30 protein-coding genes and 1 pseudogene are annotated in these 25,325 nt (G+C 62.7%); 16 read left to right on the top strand and 15 right to left on the bottom strand.

What is annotated here, in order from left to right; translation table 11 throughout:
- Positions 1–64: 64 nt before the first annotated feature.
- Positions 65–637: a nucleoside 2-deoxyribosyltransferase gene (locus tag GH983_RS04780; protein ID WP_153761777.1), complete on the bottom strand. Its 573-nt coding sequence runs from the start codon at positions 635–637 to the stop codon at positions 65–67.
- Positions 638–867: 230 nt separating this feature from the next.
- Between GH983_RS04780 and GH983_RS04775 the strand changes: the two genes are divergently transcribed.
- Both GH983_RS04775 and recQ read left to right on the top strand, forming a co-directional pair.
- Positions 868–1,593 (top strand): TylF/MycF/NovP-related O-methyltransferase, encoded by a 726-nt coding sequence (locus GH983_RS04775; RefSeq protein WP_210251767.1) that lies wholly within the window; start codon positions 868–870, stop codon positions 1,591–1,593.
- 95 nt (positions 1,594–1,688) lie between these two features.
- A complete protein-coding gene (recQ, locus tag GH983_RS04770) occupies positions 1,689–3,545 on the top strand; it encodes a DNA helicase RecQ (RefSeq protein WP_153761776.1) in 1,857 nt (618 codons plus the stop codon).
- Between the two features lie 247 nt (positions 3,546–3,792).
- Here the strand turns inward: recQ and GH983_RS04765 are convergent, their stop codons facing one another.
- Genes GH983_RS04765 through GH983_RS04755 form a run of 3 tightly spaced genes read right to left on the bottom strand, consistent with a single transcriptional unit; the run spans position 3,793 to position 5,637 of the window.
- Positions 3,793–4,218: a type II toxin-antitoxin system VapC family toxin gene (locus GH983_RS04765; protein ID WP_153761775.1), complete on the bottom strand. Its 426-nt coding sequence runs from the start codon at positions 4,216–4,218 to the stop codon at positions 3,793–3,795.
- A complete protein-coding gene (locus GH983_RS04760; protein WP_054151088.1) occupies positions 4,218–4,460 on the bottom strand; it encodes a type II toxin-antitoxin system VapB family antitoxin in 243 nt (80 codons plus the stop codon). Before GH983_RS04760 ends, GH983_RS04765 begins: the two co-directional genes overlap by 1 nt.
- A 37-nt stretch (positions 4,461–4,497) precedes the next feature.
- A complete protein-coding gene (locus GH983_RS04755; RefSeq protein ID WP_246727502.1) occupies positions 4,498–5,637 on the bottom strand; it encodes a helix-turn-helix domain-containing protein in 1,140 nt (379 codons plus the stop codon).
- A 172-nt stretch (positions 5,638–5,809) separates the two neighbouring features.
- On the opposite strand from GH983_RS04755, the gene GH983_RS04750 reads away from it, so the two are divergent.
- From GH983_RS04750 to GH983_RS04740, 3 genes are all read left to right on the top strand, one after another.
- On the top strand, positions 5,810–6,556 hold the full coding sequence (locus GH983_RS04750) for a hypothetical protein (protein WP_153761773.1): 747 nt from the start codon (positions 5,810–5,812) through the stop codon (positions 6,554–6,556).
- Positions 6,557–7,049: 493 nt separating this feature from the next.
- Entirely contained in the window at positions 7,050–8,087 is a 1,038-nt protein-coding gene (locus GH983_RS04745; RefSeq protein ID WP_153761772.1) for an NADP-dependent oxidoreductase, read from the top strand.
- Positions 8,088–8,208: 121 nt separating this feature from the next.
- The gene (locus tag GH983_RS04740; protein WP_153761771.1) at positions 8,209–8,883 is read left to right on the top strand and encodes a type 1 glutamine amidotransferase domain-containing protein; all 675 of its coding nucleotides are present in this window, start codon (positions 8,209–8,211) and stop codon (positions 8,881–8,883) included.
- Between the two features lie 141 nt (positions 8,884–9,024).
- On the opposite strand, the gene GH983_RS04735 is transcribed toward GH983_RS04740, so the two are convergent.
- Positions 9,025–9,522, bottom strand: coding sequence for a GNAT family N-acetyltransferase (locus tag GH983_RS04735; RefSeq protein WP_153761770.1), 498 nt, complete (start codon positions 9,520–9,522; stop codon positions 9,025–9,027).
- A 134-nt stretch (positions 9,523–9,656) separates the two neighbouring features.
- On the opposite strand from GH983_RS04735, the gene GH983_RS04730 reads away from it, so the two are divergent.
- Positions 9,657–10,136: an ABZJ_00895 family protein gene (locus GH983_RS04730; protein WP_153761769.1), complete on the top strand. Its 480-nt coding sequence runs from the start codon at positions 9,657–9,659 to the stop codon at positions 10,134–10,136.
- 155 nt (positions 10,137–10,291) lie between these two features.
- Here GH983_RS04730 and GH983_RS04725 read toward each other — a convergent pair whose 3' ends face one another.
- Complete coding sequence (locus tag GH983_RS04725) at positions 10,292–10,951, bottom strand: hemolysin III family protein (protein ID WP_054151095.1); 660 nt, start codon at positions 10,949–10,951, stop codon at positions 10,292–10,294.
- Between the two features lie 200 nt (positions 10,952–11,151).
- On the opposite strand from GH983_RS04725, the gene GH983_RS04720 reads away from it, so the two are divergent.
- Positions 11,152–11,535 (top strand): MAPEG family protein, encoded by a 384-nt coding sequence (locus tag GH983_RS04720; protein ID WP_054151096.1) that lies wholly within the window; start codon positions 11,152–11,154, stop codon positions 11,533–11,535.
- Between the two features lie 335 nt (positions 11,536–11,870).
- Positions 11,871–13,682, top strand: a complete 1,812-nt coding sequence (locus GH983_RS04715; protein WP_305765075.1) for a methyl-accepting chemotaxis protein — start codon at positions 11,871–11,873, stop codon at positions 13,680–13,682.
- A gap of 37 nt (positions 13,683–13,719) precedes the next feature.
- Here the strand turns inward: GH983_RS04715 and GH983_RS04710 are convergent, their stop codons facing one another.
- Positions 13,720–14,226, bottom strand: coding sequence for a DUF305 domain-containing protein (locus GH983_RS04710; protein WP_153761768.1), 507 nt, complete (start codon positions 14,224–14,226; stop codon positions 13,720–13,722).
- Between the two features lie 190 nt (positions 14,227–14,416).
- Between GH983_RS04710 and GH983_RS04705 the strand changes: the two genes are divergently transcribed.
- Together GH983_RS04705 and GH983_RS04700 are read left to right on the top strand one after the other, a co-directional pair.
- A complete protein-coding gene (locus tag GH983_RS04705) occupies positions 14,417–14,713 on the top strand; it encodes a DUF1778 domain-containing protein (protein ID WP_153761767.1) in 297 nt (98 codons plus the stop codon).
- A gap of 2 nt (positions 14,714–14,715) precedes the next feature.
- On the top strand, positions 14,716–15,234 hold the full coding sequence (locus GH983_RS04700; protein WP_153761766.1) for a GNAT family N-acetyltransferase: 519 nt from the start codon (positions 14,716–14,718) through the stop codon (positions 15,232–15,234).
- A gap of 83 nt (positions 15,235–15,317) precedes the next feature.
- Here the strand turns inward: GH983_RS04700 and GH983_RS04695 are convergent, their stop codons facing one another.
- From GH983_RS04695 to xylF, 3 genes are all read right to left on the bottom strand, one after another.
- On the bottom strand, positions 15,318–16,103 hold the full coding sequence (locus GH983_RS04695) for an ATP-binding cassette domain-containing protein (protein ID WP_054151101.1): 786 nt from the start codon (positions 16,101–16,103) through the stop codon (positions 15,318–15,320).
- Positions 16,104–16,117: 14 nt separating this feature from the next.
- Entirely contained in the window at positions 16,118–17,431 is a 1,314-nt protein-coding gene (locus GH983_RS04690) for a sugar ABC transporter permease (RefSeq protein ID WP_054151102.1), read from the bottom strand.
- A 245-nt stretch (positions 17,432–17,676) separates the two neighbouring features.
- Positions 17,677–18,717, bottom strand: a complete 1,041-nt coding sequence (gene xylF / locus GH983_RS04685) for a D-xylose ABC transporter substrate-binding protein (RefSeq protein WP_054151103.1) — start codon at positions 18,715–18,717, stop codon at positions 17,677–17,679.
- Positions 18,718–18,956: 239 nt separating this feature from the next.
- Here xylF and GH983_RS04680 point away from each other — a divergent pair, with 239 nt between their 5' ends.
- From GH983_RS04680 to GH983_RS04660, 5 genes and pseudogenes are all read left to right on the top strand, one after another.
- Positions 18,957–20,168, top strand: coding sequence for an ROK family transcriptional regulator (locus GH983_RS04680; RefSeq protein ID WP_194842826.1), 1,212 nt, complete (start codon positions 18,957–18,959; stop codon positions 20,166–20,168).
- Between the two features lie 199 nt (positions 20,169–20,367).
- Positions 20,368–20,580 carry a hypothetical protein gene (locus tag GH983_RS04675; protein WP_236759328.1) on the top strand — a complete coding sequence of 71 codons (213 nt, stop codon included), beginning with the start codon at positions 20,368–20,370 and terminating at the stop codon, positions 20,578–20,580.
- Positions 20,581–20,657: 77 nt separating this feature from the next.
- The gene (locus GH983_RS04670) at positions 20,658–21,365 is read left to right on the top strand and encodes a haloacid dehalogenase type II (RefSeq protein ID WP_153761764.1); all 708 of its coding nucleotides are present in this window, start codon (positions 20,658–20,660) and stop codon (positions 21,363–21,365) included.
- A 1-nt stretch (position 21,366) separates the two neighbouring features.
- Positions 21,367–21,450: pseudogene (locus GH983_RS04665) on the top strand (trans-aconitate 2-methyltransferase); the annotation flags it as partial.
- A 158-nt stretch (positions 21,451–21,608) separates the two neighbouring features.
- Positions 21,609–21,857, top strand: a complete 249-nt coding sequence (locus GH983_RS04660) for a DUF982 domain-containing protein (RefSeq protein WP_054151105.1) — start codon at positions 21,609–21,611, stop codon at positions 21,855–21,857.
- Positions 21,858–21,871: 14 nt separating this feature from the next.
- Here GH983_RS04660 and GH983_RS04655 read toward each other — a convergent pair whose 3' ends face one another.
- The 3 genes from GH983_RS04655 to GH983_RS04645 form a co-directional block, all read right to left on the bottom strand.
- Positions 21,872–22,771, bottom strand: coding sequence for a hypothetical protein (locus GH983_RS04655; RefSeq protein ID WP_194842787.1), 900 nt, complete (start codon positions 22,769–22,771; stop codon positions 21,872–21,874).
- Positions 22,772–22,901: 130 nt separating this feature from the next.
- Positions 22,902–23,342 (bottom strand): YqaA family protein, encoded by a 441-nt coding sequence (locus tag GH983_RS04650; RefSeq protein WP_153763554.1) that lies wholly within the window; start codon positions 23,340–23,342, stop codon positions 22,902–22,904.
- 220 nt (positions 23,343–23,562) lie between these two features.
- Positions 23,563–23,865: a hypothetical protein gene (locus GH983_RS04645; protein ID WP_054151107.1), complete on the bottom strand. Its 303-nt coding sequence runs from the start codon at positions 23,863–23,865 to the stop codon at positions 23,563–23,565.
- 140 nt (positions 23,866–24,005) lie between these two features.
- On the opposite strand from GH983_RS04645, the gene GH983_RS04640 reads away from it, so the two are divergent.
- Positions 24,006–24,392: a DUF1622 domain-containing protein gene (locus GH983_RS04640; protein ID WP_069041858.1), complete on the top strand. Its 387-nt coding sequence runs from the start codon at positions 24,006–24,008 to the stop codon at positions 24,390–24,392.
- Here the strand turns inward: GH983_RS04640 and GH983_RS04635 are convergent, their stop codons facing one another.
- The gene (locus tag GH983_RS04635) at positions 24,393–24,878 is read right to left on the bottom strand and encodes a DUF421 domain-containing protein (RefSeq protein WP_153761762.1); all 486 of its coding nucleotides are present in this window, start codon (positions 24,876–24,878) and stop codon (positions 24,393–24,395) included.
- 22 nt (positions 24,879–24,900) lie between these two features.
- The gene (locus GH983_RS04630) at positions 24,901–25,122 is read right to left on the bottom strand and encodes a hypothetical protein (RefSeq protein ID WP_054151110.1); all 222 of its coding nucleotides are present in this window, start codon (positions 25,120–25,122) and stop codon (positions 24,901–24,903) included.
- Positions 25,123–25,325: the final 203 nt, after the last annotated feature.

Here is a 25,325-nt window from a genome sequence, read left to right as displayed (position 1 = left end):
GGGCAACCACCCTCCCCGCTGCGGGGAGGGTGGCATCAGAACGGCAGGGTAGCCGAGTGCTGTTTCAGGCCCTTGCCGCCAGCGCCTTCAGACACTGCTCGAACGCCGTCAGATCGGTGAAGAGCTTTTCGGGTTCGGCCGCATGCACGGCCACCGGGCCGCCGCGGCGCTCAACGCCGCCATGCAGCATCAGGTTCTCGATCATATCGAAGTCTTCAAGCGAGTGGCCATCCGGCCCGCGCATTCGGCCTTCGGCGTCACGGCTGAGCTTGCCCTCATACCAGGCGAGTGTGCGCTGGTAATGGGTTTCTGCGACATTGGTGTAGCAGGCGACGATCTTGCCGGCGCCACACATGTAGCCAAGTTCGAAGACCGTGCCCGGATCAGCGGCAATGCCGCGAAAGGGGGTCAGGTTGGCGATCACGCCATCCGCCCGGTTCATGAAGCTCTCGTCGATCTCCGAAATATTGAGCCCGAACTGACGTTTGGTCGGGGCCGGCGGGATGGCGAGGTCGCCGGGGCAGATCGGCTCGAAGCCATAGGCACGCGTCATCGCGGCCTTTTCATCGAGCACTGCGCGGGCATCCGGCAGGAAGACTTCCGGGCCGGCGAGGTAGAGTTTCAAGGGAGAGGACATCAGGGAATGGCAATCTTCTGGTCGGTGCGGAAATGGGTCGAAGGGAACATGGAGGCCCACGTCCGGCAAGGGCCTTTCGGCGCTGTGCACAGGCTTGGACGATCCGCAGAGGCGCGACTCGGCCGGGGCTGAGACGCGGCCCGCCCGCCTGCGGCAGATCAGGCTCGGGCAAGACACTGCGGGTACTGCTGATCAAGCTAAAACTCCGGCGCCAAAGGGCACTCACGACCATGGAAGCGATTACAATAGGCAGCCCGCAATTCGTCCAATATATCGCAATGATCGTCAATGAGATGACCGGCAAGAAGCCGGGCGGCTCTTTCAATCTGGAATCCATCGCGAACCTCACCGCCGCAATTTCCTCTTCGCAGTATCTGTTCACGCGGATGACCGGTGCCAAGCGCCTGAACACGCCGACCGAGGTGCTGGATTATGCGCTGTCCTGTGCCACCGTTCCGGGGCTCTGTCTCGAGTTCGGCGTCTTCTCGGGAAGGTCCATCAACCAGACCGCCCTGCAGCGGCCGGGTACCGTTTACGGCTTCGACAGCTTCGAAGGGCTGCCGGAGGGCTGGCGTGAGGGTTATGAAAAGGGCGCGTTTGCCCGCACCGACCTGCCGGCAGTGGAGCCGAATGTCGAGCTCATCATCGGCTGGTTCGACCGCACGCTGCCGACCTTCCTCGACTCGCATCCGGGGCCGCTCTCCTTCCTGCATGTCGACTGCGATCTCTATTCCTCGACGCAGACCGTTTTCACGCAGCTGCGCGAGCGCATCGTGCCCGGCACGATCATCCTGTTCGACGAATACTTCAACTATCCCGGCTGGGAGCTGCATGAATTCAAGGCGTTCCAGGAATTCGCGGTGAGCACCGGTCTGCAATACGAATACATCGCACTGAACCTCAACCACCAGCAGGTGGCTGTGCGGGTCAACGGCTGCTTCAACCGCTGGGTTTAAACGGCGTTTCACCACGTTCATTGTAAGGGCGCCTTCTGGGCGCCCTTCTGCTTTGCTGTGGCCATCCCCTGCCCTCTCGGCTAAACCCTCTGATCATGCCGACTCACTCCCATACCGATCCGCTCTTTTCCGCCCAGGCAGAGGAAGGCCCGCTTTCCGTTCTGAAGCGCGTCTATGGCTATTCCGCATTTCGCGGGCGCCAGGCCGAAGTGGTCAGCCAGGTGGTGTCCGGCGGCGATGCCGTGGTGCTGTTTCCGACGGGGGCTGGCAAATCGCTCTGTTTTCAGGTGCCCGCACTCTGCCGGCCGGGCGTCGGCGTTGTCGTTTCGCCGCTGATTGCCCTCATGCGCGATCAGGTGGAGGCCTTGAAAGGCCTCGGCGTCAAGGCGGCGGCTCTCAACTCGACGCTGAGCCGCGAGGAGTATGTCGAGATCCGCCGGGCGCTCGATCGCGGCGAACTCGACTTTCTCTATGTGACGCCGGAGCGGACCGCGACCCCAGGCTTCATCGAGATGATGCAAGGCGTGGAAATCGCGCTCTTTGCCATCGACGAGGCCCATTGCGTTTCGCAATGGGGGCATGATTTCAGGCCTGAATATCGCGAACTCGGCAAGCTTGCCGATCTCTTTCCAGGCGTGCCGCGGCTGGCGCTGACGGCCACCGCCGATCCGCATACGCGCGAAGACATCGTTGCCCGACTGCGGTTGGAAGAGGCAGAAGTCTTTACCACCTCTTTCGATAGGCCGAATATCGCCTATGAGATCGTCGAGCGTGATCAGCCGCGCCAGCAGCTGCTCCGGTTTCTCTCGCGCCACAAGGGATCGAGCGGCATCGTCTATTGCCTCTCCCGCGCCAAGGTCGAGGAGACTGCCAGCTGGCTCGACGACCAGGGGATCCGGGCACTGCCCTATCACGCCGGCATGGACCGGGCGATCCGAGACGCCAATCAGGATGCCTTCCTGAAAGAAGAAGACCTTTGCCTGGTTGCCACGGTTGCGTTTGGGATGGGCATCGACAAGCCGAATGTGCGTTACGTCGCGCATCTGGATCTACCGGGTTCGGTCGAGGCCTATTATCAGGAGACGGGGCGCGCGGGGCGTGACGGTCTGCCCTCCGAGGTGTGGATGGCCTATGGCATGGCCGATGTCATCCAGCGCGGGCGGATGATCGACGAGGGCGGGGCGGCCGACGACATCAAGCGGGTGGAACGGGCCAAGCTCAATGCGCTCTTGGCCATCTGCGAAACGCCCGGCTGCCGGCGCCAGGCGATCCTCAAGCATTTCGGCGAGAGCCACGCGGGCGGCTGCGGCAATTGTGATACCTGCCTGAAACCTGTCGAGACCTGGGACGGCTCCGAGGCGGCGATCAAGGCGCTGGCCGCCATCTACCGGACAGGCGAGCGCTTCGGCACCGGGCATCTGATCGACGTGCTGATGGGCAACGAAAACGACAAGACGATGCGTTTCGGCCATACGGACATGCCGGTCTTCGGCGCGGGCAAGGATCTCTCCGCGAAGACCTGGCAATCGGTCTATCGCCAGCTGCTTGCCGCCGGATACATCCGCGTCGACCACACGGCCTTTGGTGCACTGACGCTGGAGGAAAGTGCACGCGCGGTCTTCAAGCGCGAGGTCGATGTGCGCTTCCGCAAGGACCGGCCGACGACGGGCAAGGCAGCGCGCGGCCAGTCCTCGCGCACGGCGCAGGCCAAGGCGGGGCTCGACCAGGCGGATCAGGAACTGTTCGAGGCCCTGCGCGCCAAGCGCATGGAGCTTGCAAAAGAACAAGGCGTGCCGCCTTACGTCATCTTCCCCGACACGACGCTGGTTGCACTCGCGACCGAACGGCCGATGGATGAGGATGAGATGCTCTCGATTTCCGGCATCGGGCAATCGAAGCTGGAGCGTTACGGCGATGCGTTTCTTGAGGTGATCACGGCCTATTCGCGGTGAGGTTTCGCCCTTCCATTGAGGGGTATTGACCGCGACGATGGAGTACCCCCTCCTCTCCCCTCGGGGAGAGGGAAGCCGAGCGTAGCGGAGGCAGGGTGAGGGGGCGGACCGGCAAAGCGTTTTCCACATGGCGTTGCGCAATGCGCGCCCCCTCATCCGGCGCTTTCGCGCCACCTTCTCCCCGCTGGGGAGAAGAGGGAGAGCACCGCTCGCGACACCGCGTGCCCTCAAGGGGAAAGTTGGGTGATCACCAGCCGATATCGGTGTGGACGAAATCGTCACCCTTGTAGGCGACCCTCGTCTGGCTTGCTGTCGCGCAGGCATGAGCGAAACAATCGCCCATGTTGAGGCGGGCTGCATGGTTGACGATCTTGCCGAACCGCTGGGCGGCATCCAGAGCTTTATTGGCAACGTCGTCCGCAATGTTAACATCATGGGCCTCCAGATCGGTAATGAACTGGTCGACGAGACGCCTGGCCGTGGCGACCATGTCGGCGGTCGCGGGATTGCCCGGACCCGCCAGTCGGCGCGCGACAGAAATGCTCGTTTCGAGTTTCATGACTGCGGAAACGTAAAACGGCCCGCCTTCTTTCTCCAATCGATCCATGAGCGCATCGGCATCATCCTCCTGGGCGATGATCGCGACGGCAACGGAGGCGTCGATGAAGATCATCAGTCGTCCTCGCCCCACATCTCGTCGGATTCCCGCTTGTGATCACCAGGATGGAAGGGGCCGGCTGCGTCGGCCATGGCAAGCGTGGTGGCAAGGCGATTGCGAACCGATAGCTTCGCCTTGCGGCTTGCAATGGCGTCCTTCAGCGCATCCCTCACCGCCTCCACCTTGGTCGTCCGGGTGAGGCCGATCAGTTCGTTGGTGAGTTGGTCCACCTCGGGATCCCTGATGTAAAGTGGCATGCCAGCATATCCTCTTGAGGATTTGAATATATCCTCGCTAGCAGGTCTTTGCCAGTCCAAGGTTTTGTGCGCGTCGCCAGTCGCTCGGGCTTTCGCCTGTCACGCGCAAGAATTCCCGGTTGAAGTTGGATTTGGTCATGAAGCCCGCCTCGAAGAGGATGCGGGTGACGGGCATGTCGGTGTCGCTAAGCAGGCGGCAGGCCTCTGATATGCGGTGGTTGTTGACGTAGTGCGAGACGCTGATGCCGTGGACGCGGTTGACCGCTTCCGAGACGGCGCGGGCAGGCAGGCCGAGGCGGCGTGCAAGACGGGCAAGGTTGAGATCCGGGTCCGCCCAGAGGCGTTTCTCCCGCATCAGGTCATCAAGCGCGGTTGCGATCTGGCGCTGATCTTCGGTGGCGGTCCTCGTCGGCGTGGAAGAAGCAGGGACAGAGGCGGAGGTGTTCGCCGCATCCATGGGCACGGCTGACGGCCGGTCGCGATCGGACATGGCGCGAGGCTCAAGAGCGCTCGCCTGATCGACCGTAGCATCAGCCCCCTCGCCCGCCTCTTCCTGGCCGGCGGTGACGGCGCTGATGCCGAGGAGCAGCAGGATCAGCGTGGTGGCGGCCGAGACGACCATGGGCGAATAGCGACCGCCGGACCAGAGCATGTCGAGGCTGATCACGACATCCGTCAGCGCCGAGGCAATGAGGGCGATGCCGGTCAGCATCAGGGCGCGGAAGGAACGCAGCGAGCCATCGAGGCGGGCGGCGATCAGCCCATCGGGACCAAGGCGGGCGAGCCAGAGCAGCCCCAGACCATAACCGAGGAAGTTGGCGATGATGACGAGATCGACCGGCGCCCGGCCAATCAGAAGCAGCAGCAGCGTCGCGGCTGTCGGGAGAAGATGGGGCCAGTCGCGGACCGAGAGCCCAGGTTCTTCACGGGTGAGATCGCGGAAGGCGAGGAAGGAGAGCGCCGGCACGAGGCTCGCCATCACCGGCAAGGCCGGCAGCACGGCCATCACACCATAGCCCCAGCGCAACCCGACCAGCAGGCTCTGCACGACGTACAGCGCCAGCAGCGCAAGGAAGAGGCTGTTGCGATGCCAGCTTTCGCGGCCTTCGCCAAGAAGGCGGACGAGGAAGACGGCAAGGAACAGGGCGACGAGAAAGGAGAGCGGGACGAGCAGCATGCGGATGTTTCGATCATGGAGGCCGGGTGAGCGTGGTGCGACCATGACCGAAAGCGCGATCCCGGTCGACCCGGATCGCGATCGAGGTCGCGGATGCCAGGTTTATCGACGGAAATGAGGGCATCGAAACCGGCCGGCCGACAACGGACGTGCCAAACCAAGGAGTATCCTCATGCGCAAACGAACCATCCTTCTTTCCATCCTCGGCGGGATCATCGGCCTCGCCATCATCGACGGTGGTGTGCAGATGATCCGGGCAAGCGACGCGCTGTCAGGTCCGATCGATCTCACCGGCGTGACCCAGCTTTCGGTGACCGGGGCTTCGAGCGACATCTCCATTTCCACCGGGGGCGACGGCGCGCGGGAGGCTGTTCTCTCAGGCACGCGCCATGGCTGGGGCGCGATCTGGCGGTCCGGCTGGTTTGCCGGCGATTGCATGGGTGAGGCTCCGATGCGGCGGGACGGCGATACGCTTCATGTCGACATGGGCGATCGGGGCGGCTTCTTCGGCTGGAACGATTGGGACGACTGCACGCTGTCTCTGACGGCCACGCTGCCGCCGCAGACCCGGATCTCGATCCGCCAGGATGCCGCGCGCATGCGGCTTGCCGGCGACTTCGGTGCCATCACCGTCGACAGCGATGCCGGCGACTTCGCCCTGACCGGCCATGCCGCGTCCGTCGCCGTATCGGGTGCGGCCTTACGTGCACGGCTCGCCTTCGAGCGGGTGATGAACACCGAAGAGATCCGCATTTCAGGCCAGATGCTGGATGCCACGGTGAAGTTCCTTGTGCCGACACCGATCTCCTATGGCGTCGAGGCCGTCGCCTCCTTCGTCGACAGCGCCTTGCCGAACACGCCCGGTGCCAAGCCCGAGATCCGCATTCGCGGCGAGATGGCGCGGGTGCGGATCGAGTGAGGCGGCGGGCACCGCCGTGCTCGGAGCGGAGGCAGGCTGAGAGGGTGGGCGGACCCGTGATTGACTGACTGCGCTCCGCACCCCCTCATCCGGCGCTTGCGCGCCACCTTCTCCCCACTGGGGAGAAGAGGGAGGTCGCGGCCTTCGAAGCGCCTCCCCCCTCCCCTTGAGGGGGAGGGTCGGAGCGGAGCTCCGGGGTGGGGTGAATGGGCAAAGCACCGGCTCTGCCCAGTGCATTGTAGCCGCCGGACGTTTCACCCCCACCCGCCGCTTTCGCGGCGACCTCCCCCCCTCAAGGGGGAGGTGGAGAGCGCTAGCCCTGCCTGCCGTCACAGCCGCGACAGGATGTCATGGAACAACGCCATTCGGGTGCCGTTGTCATGGCTCATGGCCGTCGTCTTCGATGAGCGCTGAGGCGCGATCGATGATCGAACGGACAGCGTGCTCATGGCCCGGCCGAGACGGACGGGCCTTGCAAGACAGGAGAATTTCCATGCCGCAATCGACCACGACCAACCGCCGCTTCGTTCTGGCAGAGCGCCCCAAGGGCGAACCCAACGATCAGACGCTGCGGCTTGAGACCGTCGACATTCCCGAACCGGCAGACGGCCAGATGCTGCTGCGCACCGTCTTTCTTTCGCTCGACCCTTACATGCGCGGGCGGATGAGTGATGCTCCCTCCTATGCGGCGCCGGTCGAGATCGGCCAGACCATGGTCGGTGGTACCGTGTCGCGCGTGGTGACCTCGAAGCTCGAGGGCTTCAAGGAGGGTGACTGGGTCGTCGGCTTCAACGGCTGGCAGGACTATGCGCTTTCCGACGGCCGGGGCGTGACGCCGCTTGGCGCCCATCCCAGCCATCCCTCGTGGGCGCTTGGGGTGACCGGCATGCCGGGCTTTACCGCCTGGTCGGGCCTCAAGGAAATCGGCAAGCCGAAGGCCGGCGAAACGCTGGTGGTAGCAGGTGCGACCGGTCCCGTCGGCTCGACCGTCGGCCAGATCGGCAAGATCCTCGGGTTGAAGGTCGTCGGCATCGCCGGTGGACGGGACAAATGCGCCCATGCCACCGACACGCTGGGCTTCGATGCCTGTGTCGACTACAAGGCGGACGGCTTTGAAGAAGCATTGAAGCAGGCAGTGCCCGACGGCATCGACATCTATTTCGAGAATGTCGGCGGCCAGGTGTTCGATGCGGTCGTACCGCTGCTCAACACGGCTGCGCGCATCCCGCTTTGCGGACTGATCGCCCAGTATAACGCGACTTCGCTTCCCGAGGGGCCGGACCGGTTGGGCTGGCTTATGGGGCTCTTCCTGAAGAAGCGCGTCACCGTTCGCGGCTTCATCGTCTTCGACGACTTCGGCCATCTTTATCCGGAATTTTCGAAGGAGATGGCCGGCTGGGTCGAGGCCGGCAAAATCAAATACCGCGAAGAGATGATCGGCGGGCTGGAACAGGCGCCGAGCGCCTTTGCCGGCCTGCTTCGTGGCGAGGCCTTCGGCAAGCGGGTGATCCGCGTCGGGCCGGATGACTGACCCCGCGGGTGGTTCGATCCTTCGAGGCCCTCGCTTTTGCGAGGGCGCCTCAGGGTGAGGGCCGCATCAATCTCCTGACATACGACTTCCCAAGACAGATCAACACAAAGGACAAGCCACAATGAAAATCCTCATGGTTCTCACCTCGCATGACCAGCTCGGCGACACCGGCAAGAAGACCGGCTTCTGGCTCGAAGAATTCGCCGCCCCCTATTACGTGATGAAGGATGCCGGTGCGGACATCACGCTCGCCTCGCCGAAGGGCGGCCAGCCGCCGCTCGATCCGAAGAGCGACGAGCCGGATGCACAGACCGAAGCGACCGATCGGTTCAAGGCGGACCAGACGGCGCAGCAGCTGCTGGCCTCGACCACGCCGCTGTCGCATATCGATCCCGCCGATTTCGACGCGGTCTTTTATCCGGGTGGCCACGGCCCGCTCTGGGATCTGGCCGAAGACCGGGACAGCATCGCGCTGATCGAGGCCTTCGCGGCCAAGGATCTGCCGATCGGTGCTGTCTGCCATGCGCCGGGCGTGCTGCGTCACGTCAAGGGCCGGGACGGCCAGCCGCTGGTCAAGGGCCGCAAGGTAACGGGCTTCACCAATTCGGAAGAAGAAGCCGTTGGCCTGACTGAAGTCGTGCCTTTCCTCGTCGAGGACATGCTGCAGGAGCGCGGCGGGCATTATGAAAAGGGCGCCGACTGGGGCGTGTATGTGGTGACCGACGGCAAGCTTGTGACAGGCCAGAACCCCGCCTCATCGGAAGAGGCGGCGAAGGCTTTGCTGAAGCTGCTGTAAGGCAACTCTTCCACCCTCCTCTTGAGGGGGAGGGTCGGAGCGGAGCTCCGGGGTGGGGTGAACTTCGGGGGCCGCCTCGAAGCCATCACCCCCACCCGCCGCTTTGCGGCGACCTCCCCCCTCAAGGGGGAGGTGAGAGGATCAGCCCAGCTTCAGTTCCATCATCGTCAGATCCAGCCAGCGGCCGAATTTCTGGCCGACCTCGTGGTGGGTGCCGACGAGGCGGAAGCCGAGCGAGGTGTGGAGCGCGATTGAGCCCTTGTTGCCGGCTTCGATGGCGGCGACCATGACGTGGATGCCACCTGTCTTCGCGCGCTCGATCAGCGCCGTCATCAGCGCCTTGCCGAGCCCCTGGCCGTAGTGATCCTTCTCGACATAGACGGAATGTTCGACCGAGGCGCGGAAGCCATCGAAGGGCCGCCAGTCGCCATAGGAGGCGTAGCCGGCGATCGTTCCGTCGATATCCGCAACCAGGATCGGGAAGCCTCTCGTCTGGCGGAGATCGAACCAGGCGCGGCGGTTGTCGAGATCAACAAGCGTCTCGTTCCAGATCGCGGTGGTCTCGGCGACGGCGTGATTGTAGATGGCGAGGATGGCGGGAAGATCAGCTGGCGTTGCGTCGCGGAGGATGAGGGGCATGATGCGGCTTTTGCAATTTGTGGCGGAAAAACCGCCCTGCGGGAACGAGATGTGACGGGCGATACTTCGCCGCATCGACACATCGGGCAACAAGGGTGCAAAGGCAAGACCATCACAGACGGAAAAGAGTTTTCATGACCTCCATGCTTCCCGGCCTCCTCACCCGCTATGTGCTCGTCTTTGTCGCAGCACAGCTGTTCATCTATCTCCTCGTGCTGGTCCTCGACAATTTCGGCTGGGGCGACAGTCTGTCTTCGGCGGGCAATGTGGCCGTGCTGATGGCCGCCGGCTCGTCTGCGGGTACGTTCGTGGCCCAGCGGCTGAAAGGCCGGCCGAGCTGGGGCTTGAGCCTCAAGCTTTCGGCCCTGCTTGCCGTCGTCGCTGTGCTTATCGGCTCCTTGATCCTTCTCGCGATCGTCTGGGTCAACGGGATCAGCGGCGCGGAATTGCAGCTCCTCGCCGCGCAGATGGGCATGACGCCGGTCATGGCGACGCTGGTGTTGGCGGCGGTGTCGCTGGCGCTCAGTTTTCCGATGACGCTTGCGGGCTTTCGCATCGGTGCCGGCCAGGTGGCCAAGCAGATCGAGAAGCAGGCGAAGATGACGGGGATCTGAGGGCTTAGGCGTAGGCCGTCATGCGCGGCCTTGTGCCGAGCATCTGCTGCCGATGGAATGTGTGGGACAGGAGCGGAGGCGTTGAGGCCGAAGCAGACCTCAGTAGATCCTCGGGACAAGCCCGAGGATGACGATCGGGGAAAGGTTGAGGCCCCTCAGCCCAGGCTGATGGCCGTGAAGACGGCCGAATAGTGGACGATGGCGGCTGTCACCACGAAAGCGTGCCAGATGGCGTTCTGGAAGCGCAGGCGTTCCCAGACATGGAAGACGACGCCGGCGGAATAGATGCAGCCGCCGACGATGATCAGTGTCAGGGTCACGCCCGGGATGATCTCGGAGATCGGGCCCATGGCCAACGCCCCGCTCCAGCCCATGCCGAGATAGAGCAGGATGGCGAGACGATCATAGCGCCCGGGAAAGCGGAACTTCAGCCAGATGCCGGTAAACGCCGTGATCCAGATGCCGATCAGCAGCGCGAGGATCAGGGGACGATCGGCACCCTGGATGAGGAAGGGCGTGTAGGTCGAGGCGATCAGGATGAAAATCGCGGAGTGATCGAAGCGGCGCAGGATCCACTTCACCCGCGAATGCGGCCACATGTTGTAGGTGAAGGAAACCCCCAGCGAGATGATCAGGCCGAGGCCGTATATCCAGCTGGCGGCGATGTTGGCGTAGTCCGAATAGACGGTGGCGTAGAAGATCAGCGCGGTCGCGCCGACCAGCGCAAAGACCACACCGATGCCATGGATGATCCCGTCGGCGACCAGCTCGTGCAGGTCGTAGGCGCGGCCAAACTTGAAAGGATCGGTGGTCATCGGGGCTCTTCGTTTCTCGGCAGGGGACGGATCGGCGGGCAGTCGAAGCATTGCGGCAATGATGGCGGAAAAGCCTGCAACCGACAAGCCGAAGCACCATCACGAACATGTCGATCCGGTAATCTTGCTTGCTTGCCTTCTCAGCCCTCGCCGCCTACCAATCAATGATTACCAATGCCTTTTCACGCTTCGGATAGACAATGCGTTTCACCATTCTCGCGACGTTTGCCGCCCTCCTCACCTATTGCTGGTTCCTGCTCAAGGTCGGCCAGGCGCGCAAGAAGTTCCGCGTCGAGGCGCCGAAGACGACCGGCAATGCCGATTTCGAGCGGATCTTCCGGGTGCAGCAGAACACGGTGGAGCAAATGGTGCTCTTCCTGCCGTCGCTGTGGATCTTCGGTTTTTACGTCTCCGACATGCTGGCCGGGCTGCTCGGCCTTTCCTGGACAGCGGCGCGGGTGCTCTATGCTGCGGAATACTATGCCGATGCCAAGACGCGCGGACCGGGGGCGGCGCTGACCTTCCTGATTGGCATCGTGCTGCTGGTCGGCGGCACGGTAGGCGCGCTGCTGGGCGGGGCGTGAGGCGGGGGGGCCTTTTGCCGACACAACTTCCGGCTTCGTGCCCGAATTGCAGGCAGTCGCCTGCCCTACGGCCAGATTTCGCTGATAATGCACTGCTTTTGTTCATTTGCTTATTATGAAGGCGAAATTTAAGCAATTATGACGTTTATTAGTACATCATTTGCAATTGATAAACGATCGACCTTTAGCCTCTCGTAACACGGCCAGATGGAGGAGGTCGGGACAAGCAGGCTGGATCATTTCCAGGCAGTCGCAGACTGCAAGGATCGTATTCACCATTTTCCCGATGATTGCCTTCGCTTGCGTTTCACAATCCAGGCGTTTCGAGGAAGATCATGACCATTAGACTGAAGCTCTTGTCCTGCATCTCCGTTTTGACAATCGTCATTGCCGTAATCTCGGCATTCTCCTTCTTCACCATGAACGAGCAATCGAAATTATCGAATTCGATTGTGGCTGATCGCGTCATTCCGATGGAGCAGCTCAAGGTCATTGCTGATGCCTATGCGGTGGAGATCGTCGACGCGGTCCACAAGGTGCGGTCTGGCACTTTCAGCGTGGAACAGGGGCAGCAAAGCGTCGATGCTGCGATGGGGAAGATCGAAAGCAAGTGGGCGGAATACGTCGCCACCTATCTGACGCCCGAGGAGAAGGCCATTGCCGACGAGTTTCTCAAAGTCCGGCAGGGGGCTGATGCCGGCGTGAAGGAGTTGCAGGCGCTGCTTGTGGCCAAGGACATGCAGGGACTGGCCAGCTTCGCCGACAAACAGCTCTATCCGACCATCGATCCGCTCGGCACCGAGATTTCCCGGCTGATCGAGTTGCAGATCCGGGTGGCGAAGGAGAATCTGGCGGCCGGCAACGCATTGAAGTCCATGCTGACGACGCTGATGGTGGTGCTGTCAGTGGTGGCGGCCGGCATTGCCGCCTTCTCGATCTGGACCATCACGGTCGGCGTCATCCGGCCGGTCAGTTCGATCACCACTGCCATGGACCGTCTGGCGCATGGCGATCTTGATGTCGCCATCTATGGCGAGGGCCGGCGCGACGAGATCGGCGTGATGGCCTCGACGGTCGTCGTGTTCCGCGACAATGCCCGCGAGCGGGTGCGGCTGGAGAAAGAGGCCGACGACAATCGTCAGGCCGCGGAAGCGGAGCGCCTCGCGCATGAGCGCCAGCAGGCTGTGGACGCAGCGGAAGTGCACTTTGCCGTCGAACGGATCGGTCATGCGCTTGGACAATTGGCGGATGGCAAGCTCACCTGTCGGATTACGGAAGCCTTTGCCGAGCGGCTGGATGCGATCCGGGTAAATTTCAACGATGCGGTGGCGAAGCTCGAGGATGCGATGCGCCGTGTCGGCCAGAACGCGCAGGTGATCGCCGCCGGATCTGGTCAGATCCATGCCGCCGCCGACGACCTGTCGAAGCGCACCGAGCGCCAGGCCGCTTCCGTCGAGGAGACAGCCGCAGCGCTCGAGCAGATCACCACCACCATCGGCGAAACCAGCCATCGGGCCCGAGAGGCCGGGCGGCAGGTGACCGAGACACGCGGGGCTGCGGAAAGGTCCGGATCGATCGTCCAGCGGGCGGTTTCCGCCATGCAGGAGATCGAAGGCTCGTCGAAGGAAATCACCACGATCATTACCGTGATCGACGAGATCGCCTTCCAGACCAATCTGCTTGCCCTGAATGCAGGCGTCGAAGCCGCTCGTGCCGGCGAGGCCGGCAAGGGCTTTGCCGTCGTGGCGCAGGAAGTGCGCGAACTTGCCCAGCGTTCGGCGAGTGCTGCAAAGGAAATCCGCTCACTGATCGGCAAGTCGGGCGACCAGGTGAAAAACGGCGTCGAGCTCGTGGTGGCGACCGGCAAGGCGCTGGACGAAATCGTCGCTCAGGTTCAGGCGGTCAGCATCAACGTGAATGCGATCGTCGAAGCCTCCGGCGACCAGGCGACGGGCCTCAAGGAGATCAACACCGCCGTCGCCGTCATGGATCAGGGTACGCAGCAGAATGCCGCCATGGTCGAGGAATCGACTGCGGCCAGCCACTCGCTGGCCAAGGAGGCGGAGGCGCTGTTCCAGCTCATCGCGCGCTTCGAGATCGGCGGGCAGAGCCGTCCGGGTGAGCCGGGCATGCGTCGGGCGGCATAACAGCCCCCCTATGGCGACCCCAGTCGATGAGCGACGCTCACGGCTGCGGTTTGCCTGCCTCCAGGTTCGGCGCAAGATCAGGCGCGTCAGCCGGGATCGGATTGGCTTCGAGATCGGCGATCAAGGCCTTCATCTCGGCGATCTCGCGCACCTGTGCCTCGATGATCTCGTCGGCGAGCTCTCGCACGCGCGGGTCACGAATATGGGCGCGCTCGCTGGTCATGATCGCAATCGAATGGTGCGGGATCATCGCCTTCATGTAGCTCACGTCGTCTACCGTCTCCTGACTGCGCACGAGCCAGAGCGCGAAGGCAAAGACGATTACGCTGCCGGCGATGATCACCGCGTTCAGCCGCTGGTTCTTGTACATGGAAGCCATGAACCCCATCATGATCACCGCCATGACGGCGCCCATCAGAATCGCCATCCAGGTACGTGTCTGACTGTAGGTCACATGATCGAGCGCATAGGTGTTGAGATACATCAGGCCAAACATCACCACCGTCGAAGTGGCAATCATGGCAGCAAAACGGGTGTAGGTCATGGAGGCCTCCGGGACGGACTTCGGTGCCGGGTAGGCTTCTGTGAGCCCCGGCTAAGAATGCCAACAGCGGGGACGGGTGATTGTTCCATGGGTGGCGGGCTGACCGGCAGAGGACGAGGAGCCACGCCTCTGGAGTTGTATTGCGATTTGCATTACATTTGTAAAAGCCAAACTCTACGAGGTAATTCCGATGCCCCTCCCCGATCGCAAGGACTACCCCATTTCCATGCGCCTGCCGGAAGCGGATGTGGCGATGATCGACCGCGCGGCAGCTCTTAAAGGCCGTTCGCGGACAGACTTCGTCCGCGATGCGGCCGTGCGCGCCGCCGAAGAAGCACTCATGGAACAACAGCTCATCCGGATGACGGAGGAAGGCTTTGCCGACTTCATGGCGCTGATGGTGGCGCCGGCAGAGGTTGTGCCTGAACTGGTTGAGGTCATGCGCCGCCCTGCCCCCTGGGAGGCGGATTACAGAGCCAAGGACTGAACATGGCGCTTTCTGCTCCCGAGCCGCTGCATGACGGCCACGATCTGAGCGGCTTTTCCTGTGGCAAGCCTGCGCTCGACATCTGGCTGAAAACACGGGCGCGTGCCAATCAGGAGAACGGCTTTACCGTCGTGATCGTGGTGCATGATGCAGGCCGCGTCGTCGGCTATTGCGGCCTCTCGCCGACGGCCGCGCTGGCGGCGTCACTGCCCCGCTCGATCCGCACCGGCCAGCCGCCCGACCCCGTCCCATGCCTGCTGCTCGGGCAGCTTGCCGTCGATCAATCCTATGCCGGACATGGGATCGGGACAGGTCTGATCAAACATGCGCTTACCCGCTGCGTGCAGGGCGCAGCGCTTATTGGCGGGCGGGCGCTGATCGCCAATGCGATTGATGAGGAGGCGCGGCTCTTCTGGACGCGGCATGGATTTCTGCCGTCGAAAGATGATCCGTTTCGGCTGTTGCGGCCGATCTCGCATATTGCGGCGGCGCTTGAGGCGGCGGAAAAGCATCACGGATAACCTGCCCTCTGGTTACTGCGCGCGCCAAACAGAAACGAGGGGACTTTCGCCCCCTCGCCTGTCTCAGTTCAGTGTCACAACGCTCACGCCGTCTGCATGGCACCAGGGCCAGGCACCGCCCCGGGTGGGCACTTGCCGAGGATGATCATGCCGAGCACTTCGTCCTTGGTGACGTCTTCGGTGCGGGCATGGCCCACCACGCGGCCGTTCTTCATGACGAAGACGCGGTCGGCGAGGTCGAAGACATCGTGGATGTCGTGGCTGATCAGGAAGATGCCGATGCCGTCCTTCTTCAGTTGCTGGATGAGGTCGCCGACCTGGGCGGTTTCCTGCGGACCCAAGGCGGCCGTCGGTTCGTCCATGATCAGGATCTGGGCGTCGAATAGGATCGCGCGGGCGATCGCCACCGACTGGCGCTGACCACCTGACAGAGCCTTGACCGGCTCCTTGAAGCGCTGGAAGTTGGGGTTGAGACGCCCCATGACTTCACGGGCTTTCGCTTCCATCGCGACATCATCGAGCGTGCCCCAGGCGGTGCGCAGCTCGCGGCCGAGATAGAGGTTGGCGGCGGCATCGACGTTATCGGCGACGGCGAGCGTCTGGTAGATCGTCTCGATGCCATATTTCTTGGCGTCGCGCGGGTTGTTGATGTCGGCAAAATCGCCGCGGACCAGGATATCGCCGTTGTCGCGCTTGTAGGCGCCCGAGAGTATCTTGATCAGGGTCGACTTGCCGGCACCGTTATGCCCGAGCAGGGCCACGACTTCGCCGGGGAAGAGGTCGATCGAGGCGTCGTCGACGGCGTGAATGCCGCCGAAGGAAATGGAAACGTTGCGCATTTCCACGAGGGGGGTGCGGTTTTCAGACATGAGTTCAACTCCCCTTACTTCGCACGCGAGCGGTAGACGGTGTCGAGCCAGACCGCAACGACGAGCACGATACCGATGACGATGCTCTGGAGCGGTGTGTCGAGACCGAGCAGAACCATGCCCGAGTTCAGTGATTGCATGACGATGGCGCCGAGCATGGCGCCGGCGATTGTGCCGACACCGCCGGCAAGCGAGGTGCCGCCGATAACGGCTGCCGCGATTGTGTAGAGCTCGTCGAGCGTGCCCTGGGCATTGGTCGCGGCATTGAGGCGGGCCGTCGAGATGGCGGCGGCGATGGCGCAGAGTGCACCCATCAGCGCGAACAGCTTGACGGTGACCCACTTCACCTTGATGCCGGCGAGTTCTGCGGCTTCCGGGTTGCCACCGATCGCGAAGACGTAGCGGCCGAAGCGGGTGCGGTTGGTGATGAAGGCCATGACCATGGCGATGCCGATGGCGATCAGAACCGGCACGGCGATGCCGAGACCGATCTGCAGACCACCTTCCGGCCAGGCAATGCCGTTTTCTTCAGCATAGCGGCGGGCCAGATTGACCGGCATGTAATAGCTGTTGGCGACCCAGACGGCGCCGAGAACGGCCGCGCAGCCGGAGGCAACGAGGAAATATTCTGCCCAGACCGGGCGCAGCGGGAAGCCGAAGCGGCGGCGCTGGCGACGGGTGTTGAGGATCGACAGGACGATCATCAGGCAGGCGACGAGGCCGACAATCCAGCTTGCCGTGACGCCGATCGAACCATCGGCACCGCCGCCCATCAGACGATAGGTGGTGTCCATCGGGGCTACGGTGGCGCCAGACGTCACCATCCAGGCCGCACCACGCCAGACGAGCAGGCCGCCAAGCGTGACGATGAAGGCGGGCACGCCGAGGAAGGCGATGATGGCGCCATGCAGCGCGCCGATCGCCGTGCCGACGAGGATGCCGGCCGACAGCGCGATGATCCACATCATCGGATGCTCGAAGCCGATGATCGGCGGCAGGATGCGGGCCTGAAGCACCGCCATGATCATGCCGACGAAACCGAGAATGGAGCCGACCGAGAGGTCGATGTTGCGGGTGACGATGACCAGCACCATGCCCGTGGCCATGACCGAGACGGAAGCCGCCTGAACCGAAAGGTTCCAGAGGTTACGCGGGGTCAGGAACAGGCCGTTCGACAGGATGTCGAAGCCGACCCAGATGAACCCAAGAGCGATGACCATGCCCAGCAGGCGCGTGTCGATTTCGGTGGCTTGAAAGAAGCGCTTCAGCGCTGAAACATTGGATGCCCGAGCACCATGCGCGGGTGTGGCAAGGCTGTGATCCGCCATACGAAAAATTCTCCCCAGTCGTTTGTCGGCTTGCGAAGGGCCGCGCCTTGCGCGGGCTTGCGGGCATTGGACCCGCCATGCGGATCGAGGCATCTGACGTTCTTCGGCGGCTGTTGCCTGGTCGTGCGGCGGCCCCTTAAAGCCGGCCGATACCTTGCTGCCGCGATGCTCTCGACCAGTCGAAACGCCGCAGCGCAAAAGGCTGCGGCGTTCCGGCTCAAGCTCTGTGGTCAGTCACTTCAGGATCAGTTGCAGGCGGCAACAGAACCGGCGGCAACGCCCTGGCATGCTTCTTCCTTGGAGATCCAGCCAGCGTCGATGACGACGTTGAGGTTGTCCTTGGTGATCGGCAGCGGAGCGATGAAGAAGGAGTTCATTTCGACACCCTTCGGGCCGCCAGCGAACTTCACGGTGCCTTCGATCTCGTCCATCGACTTGCCGGCGGCCAGTTCGTTTGCGATTTCAGCAGCACGCTTTCCGAGTTCGCGGCTGTCCTTCCAGACAGACACGGTCTGGGTGCCGAGAGCGACGCGGTTCAGAGCGGCCTTGTCGCCGTCCTGACCGGAGACCGGAACGGAACCGGCGAGACCCTGGGCTTCCAGAGCAGCAACCACACCGCCGGCCATGCCGTCGTTCGACGAGACAACAGCGTCAACGGCGTTGTTGTTGGCGGTCAGGAACTGCTCCATGTTCTTCTGGGCAGCTTCCGGCTTCCAGCCGTCCGTGTAGGCTTCGCCGACGTTCTTGATCTTGCCGCCGTCAATGGCTTCCTTCAGGACTTCGATCTGACCCGAATAGAGGAAGTCAGAGTTCGGATCGGTCGAGGCGCCCTTGATGAAGACGTAATTGCCTTCCGGCTTCGCCTTGAACACTTCGCGAGCCTGCATGCGGCCCACTTCCTTGTTGTCGAAGGTGATGTAGTAGGCGTCCGGGTTCTCGATCAGACGGTCGTAACCGACGACCGGGATACCTTCAGCCGTTGCCTTTTCGATCGCCGGAGCAATGGCTTCCGAATCCTGGGCCAGAACGATCAGAGCGTTTGCGCCCTGGGCGATCAGGCTTTCGATGTCGGTGAGCTGCTTGGCGGCAGACGTCTGGGCGTCGGCAGAGATGTACTTGTTGCCGGCTGCTTCGAGGGCTGCCTTGATCGCTGCCTCGTCCGTCTTCCAACGCTCTTCCTGGAAGTTCGACCAGGAAACGCCGACGGTCAGACCTTCGGCGTTGGCGACAGAATGCAGGCTCACGATGACGGCAGTCGCTGCCATCAGCTTCATAACGGATTTCATTTTTAAAACCTCCCAAGGTGATAGCGGACCGTCGGAAGACCTCCCAACCTACGACCCGCTGCGAAACTGTCCTTACCCCATGGACCCCCGTCCAATGGTTTTTCTCGACAGTCGAGAAAATAACTGGCAGAAGATTCTCACGCTGTCAACACGGCCCGGAGGAGGCTTGCAAAGACAGTTGCCAAATGCTTTGGGAGGAGCATGCGGTGGACCATACGAGAGCGGGCGACAAGCCCATCATGACAGCCAGTCCGAGGGCGAGCACGGAAGCCGTTCGCCACCAGAACAATGGGCTTGTGCTGAAGGTTCTCAGGCGTGAGGGCCCGCTGGCGCATACCGACCTGTCTGCCGCGACGGGGCTTTCCTCGGCGACCGTATCGGCAATTACCTCGCATCTCGAGAAAAATGGCTTGCTGGAACGGCGCGAGGTCGCGAATGCCGGCCAGCGCGGACGTCCGCGGGCACTCTTTGCCCGTCGCCGTGACGCCGCCCATGTGATTGCGGTGCGCATCTCCTCGCATGCGGTGCAATATTCGCTCGCCGATTATCGCGGCACGATGATCGACCGATTCGAGGAGGCGCGCGAACAGGGGGCGGAATCGCCCAAGCACTTCATTGAGGGCTTCCGGGCGGCGCTTGAGCGCCTGATCCAGCGGTCGCGCCTGCCAGCGTCTTCGATCTCGACCATCTCGATCTCCAGCAAGGGGCTGGTGGACCGGGAGGGGGCGAAGCTTCTGTGGTCGCCGGTGTTCGGCTATCAGGAACTCGACTTCGTGACGGCGCTTTCCGGCTTCAGCGGCAGCCGGATCCACCTCTTCAACGAGAGCCTGCTCGTCACCCATGCGCTGGCGCTCAGGCTGGAGAAGAACAGGGGCGCACCGCTCGCCTCGCTTGCCACGCTGTCGCTCGGCCATTCGATCGGGCTCGGGATTGCCTATCGCGACCAGCATGGCGATCTCGAAATCCGGGCGCCGAATTTCGGCCATATGCTGCATGCGAGCGACGGCAAGCTCTGTCGCTGCGGCGCGATTGGCTGCATCGAGGCCTCTGCCGGCTTTTACGGCATCCTGCGCATGGCATTCGAAGTGCCGCCGGACACGATCCCGGCGAAATTCGTGCCGCTTGCCGAGATGGAAAAGATCGCAAGCCGCGCCCGCCAGGGACACCGCGCCTCCGAATATGCCTTCCGCCAGGCAGGACTTGCGCTTGGCCAGGGATTGTCACGCATGCTGAGCCTCGCCGAGGAGACGATGCCGATCGCGATCACCGGCCCCGGCACACGTTTCATGGATCTCTTGACCCGCGGCCTCGACGAGGGGCTGGCGCAATCGCAGCATGTGCGCGTGCGCGGCGCGCCGGAGATCCTTATCATCACCGAGGAAGAGACGCTTGTCTTCGAGGGGCATGTGGACCGAGCGCTGACGGAGATTGATCAGGATCTGGGTGGGTAGCGGACGCTGCACTCGGCTTCCGGGCCAGAGATGGCCCGGGGAACTCATTTTTTGGATCGACGCCTCTGTAAAGCTCAGGCATAGCAGCAGGCAATTACAATTGAAGTGCTGACTTGCAGTTATCGTCGTGTAGCTGCGTCAACCGATCGAGCGCCCGACCGGGCAGCGGGAGATCGGCCGTGCCCAGAGAGAGACCCCGATGATCAAGATCATGGTATTGCTGCATGCGGCTCAAGGCCGGGACTGGCAGACGCCGCCGAAGGGAACCAGCCTGAAGACCCTGGGCGAGGCCGAGGAACAGGGGCTGATCGAGATCCGGGGCGAGTTTCAGAAGCGCCAGTTCCGGCTGACGACCCGCGGCTTTTCGACCGTCGAACACGACCGAAAGCGGCTCGCGGCACGCCGCAGCTGATTGTGGTCAGAGGTTGGCCCCTGCCCGCTTGAACGGCAGACGCCTGAGCCCTACCCTCCTTTCAAGGAGGACGTTTCATGACAGACGCGATCGCATCCCATGCCGACGCCAGGACCGGGTCCGGGCGCCAAGCCTATGTCTTCGATGCCTATGGCACTCTCTTTGACGTGCATGCAGCCGTGCGCCGGCATGCGACGGCGATCGGGCCGGATGCCCCGGCGCTCTCCGATCTCTGGCGGGTGAAGCAGCTGGAATATACCTGGGTGACCAGCCTGATGGGGCAGTATCGGGATTTTCGCGCGCTGACCGAAGATGCGCTCGACTTTTGCCTCGCGCGGTTTCCCGGTGTAGACAAGGGCTTGCGGGCGGATCTGCTCGACGCCTATCGCAAGCTCGACTGTTTTGCAGAGGTGCCAGAGGTGCTGGCGGCGTTGCGCAAGACCGGGGCACGCATCGCGATCCTCTCCAACGGCACGCCCACCATGCTGGATGAAGCGGTTGCTGCGGCCGGGATCGGGCACCTGATCGACGACATCTTCTCGGTCGATCCCTTGAAGATCTACAAGACGGCGCCTGCGGCTTATGCGCTGGTCACCTCGGCCTACAAGATTGCCGCCCCGGATATCGCCTTCCAGTCCTCGAACCGCTGGGACATTGCCGGCGCCAAGGCCTTCGGCATGACCTGCCACTGGATCAACAGAAGTGGTGCGCCGAACGAATATGCCGATTTTGCACCCGACAAGGTGTTGTCGTCGCTTTCGGGACTCGTCGAGATTGCCGGATGAACTGGTCAGCGCGCAATATCTGCAGTTCGAGGACGAACGGACGCGGCCGGCGCGGGATCTGCTTGCGCGTGTGCGCGACTATCCGCCGATGGCGGGCGGACGGGCCGCGCTAGCCTTGCCCCGGCTCTTTATCGTGGCCTAGACAAACCGAGCGTATCTGGCGTGATGGCATCGTGACCGCTATAGAGACCGCCACGATCCGGCGCTGACGCGCCACTGACTTCACGAAAGATGAAAACGCTGATGACGAAGACCTGGAGCAAGCCCGTGATCCTGCACGGGATCGGCGAAGAGGGCGAGGATGTGGTGGTCGACAGTTCACTCGGCGCCTCCTGGGCGCTGATCGAGGACTGGCCGGAAGAGGAGAGCGAGGCGCTGGATAAGGCGCTTCTGGTGCTCGGCGCCGTCGCGCAGGGCAAAGCCAAGGAAGAGGATGGTCGCAGAGCCCTGATTTCGGCGGCGACGGCAGCAGGCGTGAAGTTTACCGCCTGAGCGGCACCTTTGACTTAAGGCGTGACGCTTGCGGTGTCGGTGGTATCGGTCGGCAGGACGACATCATCGGCAGACGTTGGCGCCAGCGGATCCGGCGCAGTGACCATCTCGTCAGCCGGATCGGGGGCCGGGTCCGTCACAGGATCGACAACGGGATCCAGCACGGGATCAACGACCGGCTCGACCGGCATTGCCGCAGCAAGTTCTTCCCGGATCTCATCGATCTTGCCGACGGCTGGACCGACACCGAGAAGCTCCTTGGCCCAATCGAGCGTTGCGTCGTCGACGACGGCACCTGGCTTTGCTGCGGCCTGAAGGGCCGCCCTCAGCGCCTCGTCGTCAAGCGCCGCATCTGTCGGCACCGTGTCGATACCACTGGCCAGTTCATAGGTGGCATAGGCGGTGACATAATTCCTGATCGCGCTCATGCGGGGATCGGAGCTGTTGAGATAGGCGCGATAGTTGCGAGTGAGCGAGTTCAATCCGGCGAGTTCTGCCCTGAGCGGTCCGACGGCAGGCTTCATCTTAGGCACCGAGGCGAGCGTAGTGATCGGCTCAAGCGGTTGGCGAGTGGCAGACTTTGTTTCGGTGCGCCCCTGGCGACGCTCCACGCTCTGGGCCTTGCTCGATTTCTGGCCCTTGCCTGTCAGTGTCGCGAATGCATCGGTGAAGAAATTACCCGTCTTGCCCCTCTCGCCGGCCTTGCCGGAAGATTTTCCACGCTCTGCGGACTTTGCTTCGCGGGTCTCGGCGCTGCGACCATTGCCACCACCGTTACCACCGCCGTTATCCTTGGCGAGGGCAGTCTTTTCGGAGAGGCTGTAATGATCGGGAGAAAGCCCGAAGGGTGCGGTCGCCAGAGCGATAGCAAATGTGGCGACAACTGCCGAGTTCGAGATCCGCATAAGTTTCATCCGCTGATCGGTTGGGCGCAGCGACGAGATTCCGACGTCAGAATTTCACGCGGATTTGACAATCTCGTCAACACATCCATTAGAATTTTAGCAAGCTCGACTTATAATGACCCGGTTGATGGCAGATGGCTCAGGTGGAGACCTGCAATGTCAGGAACGCCAGAACCGCATAGCGCCCGGCCTTGGCGATCGTGACGAGGATCAGGAAGGTGAGAAAGGGTGTGCGCAGGAGGCCGGCGACGACCGTCAAGGGATCGCCGATGATCGGCACCCAGGACAAGAGTAGCGACCAGATGCCGAAGCGCCGGTACCAGGCTTCGGCGCGAGCGAGCTTTTGTTTTGAGACGGGAAACCAGGGCCGGTCGCGGAAATGCTCGATAAAGCGGCCAAGCAGCCAGTTGACAACCGAGCCCAGCACATTGCCTGTCGTCGCGACGAGAAGCAGCAGGACAACCGGCTGATCTTCGGCGAGGATCAGGCCGACCAGCACGGCCTCGGACTGCGCCGGGACGATGGTCGCGGCGAGGAAGGCTGCCAGGAAAAGGGCTGTATAGGCGGCGAGTGCTGTGATCACCGGCCCGGTCTAGCGCGGCGAGTTCCCGCTGGCAATGTGGCGGGTTCACGCGACGGCACTTGCATCGGTTCAGACGCTTCCGGTCCTTGCAAACGAAGGCTTCGAAAAGGGCTTCGAAACTGACCAAAAGAATGACCGCCACGCATCCGGGGGCGATGCATGGCGGCCGGATGGCCGGGGGCTGGCCATCGAGACTCTTTCTGTCAGACGCTTTTCGTCAGACGACGCGGCGGGCGGCGTGCTCGATATCAGTGCCTGCGGCCTCGTCGGCATCGATCACGCGGCTGCCTTCGACGCGTGCGCCCGGCTCCAGACCCTTCGGCCCCTGGTCACGGACCTGATGCGGGGCGGGCGTGGTGATGGCGCCGTGGTTCGGATCGTTGACGTCCTGGCCGCGGACGCCATCGGCATCAGCCTTGCGTTCATCCGGATTGCTGCGCGTTTCGCGTTCGCGGGTCGCATCGGCAATCAGGCGGTCGAGCTCGTCTTTGCTCATGGCGCTCAGATCGAAATCCTGCATCTTGGTCTCCCTGCTTTTCGTGATGAAAGGTGTTCGTCTCATCAACGCGCGACGGAGCGAAAGGTGCCGTCACTGCTGTCGATTGTGGAAACCGATCGGCCGGGGCTACGTTGCATCCTTATCAAAGGGGAGCCGGATCCATGGATTTCGTCAGCATCATGCACATCATCACCCGGGCGATCGAGGCCGTCGGCGTCGCGGTTATCGTCATCGGCATTGCGGTCTCGGGATTTGCCTATCTGAAGAGCCCGCGCGGCCTGGACGCCTACGGGGATCTGAGGGCCGGCATGGGACGGGCGATCCTGCTCGGGCTCGAGCTGATGGTGGCCGGCGACATCATCAATACGGTGGCGATCGAGCCGACGCTCGATTCGGTGCTGGTGCTCGGCGTGATCGTCATCATCAGAACCTTTCTCAGTCTGTCGCTGGAGGTGGAGATTTCCGGTCGCTGGCCCTGGCAGGGCAAAGGCGGCGAACAAAGCCTGCATCGCGGCAAGACGGACGGCGGAGAGGATGAGAAGGCGTGATCAGCGCGGCTTGCCGATGATGCTGAGCGTACCGTCACTCTCCAGCACCACGGCCGCTACCTCATCGAGACTTTCGCGGCCATTGGAGCGGGCCGCGCTCATGATCTCGTCCTCGGTGATGCGCTGTCGCATCATGGCGTCGTGGCAGAAACTGCCGTTGCGTACGAGAAGTGTCGGCTCCGAGCGGATGGCCTTCGCCACGCTTTTCGATCGAACCGAGGCGAACGTGACAATGTATTGCAGGAAGATCAGCAATCCGAGCGCCGTTGCCCCTTCGGCGAGCGCAATCGATTCCTGCAGGAGAACGGCAGAGAGCGTCGAGCCGAGCGCCACCGTCACCACCAGATCGAAGGCATTGAGCTTCGCGAGCGTTCGCTTGCCAGAGATGCGCAGGAAAAGCACCAGGGTGATATAGGCGAGCGTTCCAACAAATATGGTGCGCGCCATGCCTGTCCAGCCCTGAAACAGCATCTCCTGCCAGTCCATGCCTTCGCTCCTTCCCGGTCATTCAGCGCTGCGGATTATCGGCGTTGGCAAGCGGCGATGGGCGACCGTCAGGGCCGTCCTGTCCCTCGCGCTGGTCGCTGTCTTCCATATCCTGATCCACCAGGTAGGTGTCGGAGCCGAGCCGGTTCGCCTCGCGCAGGGCATCGTTGCGGGGTGTGGTGCCAGTGGTCTCGGGCAGCTTGCGAACGCCTTCCTCGCGATGGTTTTCATGGTCAGACGTCATCGTCTTTCTCCTTGAATGTCCTTGGGTTTTTATCTCCTTGTCGAACGGCGGTTGACGCAATTCGTTCCGACCCACGGCGGCGAAACTGTCGCGGCAGACCGGTCATCGTGTTGCAATGGTGGTTCCAAACTGCTCTATAAGGACAGCCTTGAACAATTTTCGACGCAATTTCGAAAGGGCGCACGGCTTGGCAGTCTGGGGTC

This window comes from Agrobacterium sp. MA01, assembly GCF_009650195.1.
Classification (GTDB): domain Bacteria; phylum Pseudomonadota; class Alphaproteobacteria; order Rhizobiales; family Rhizobiaceae; genus Allorhizobium.
This window is presented reverse-complemented; position numbering and strand designations above follow the sequence as displayed.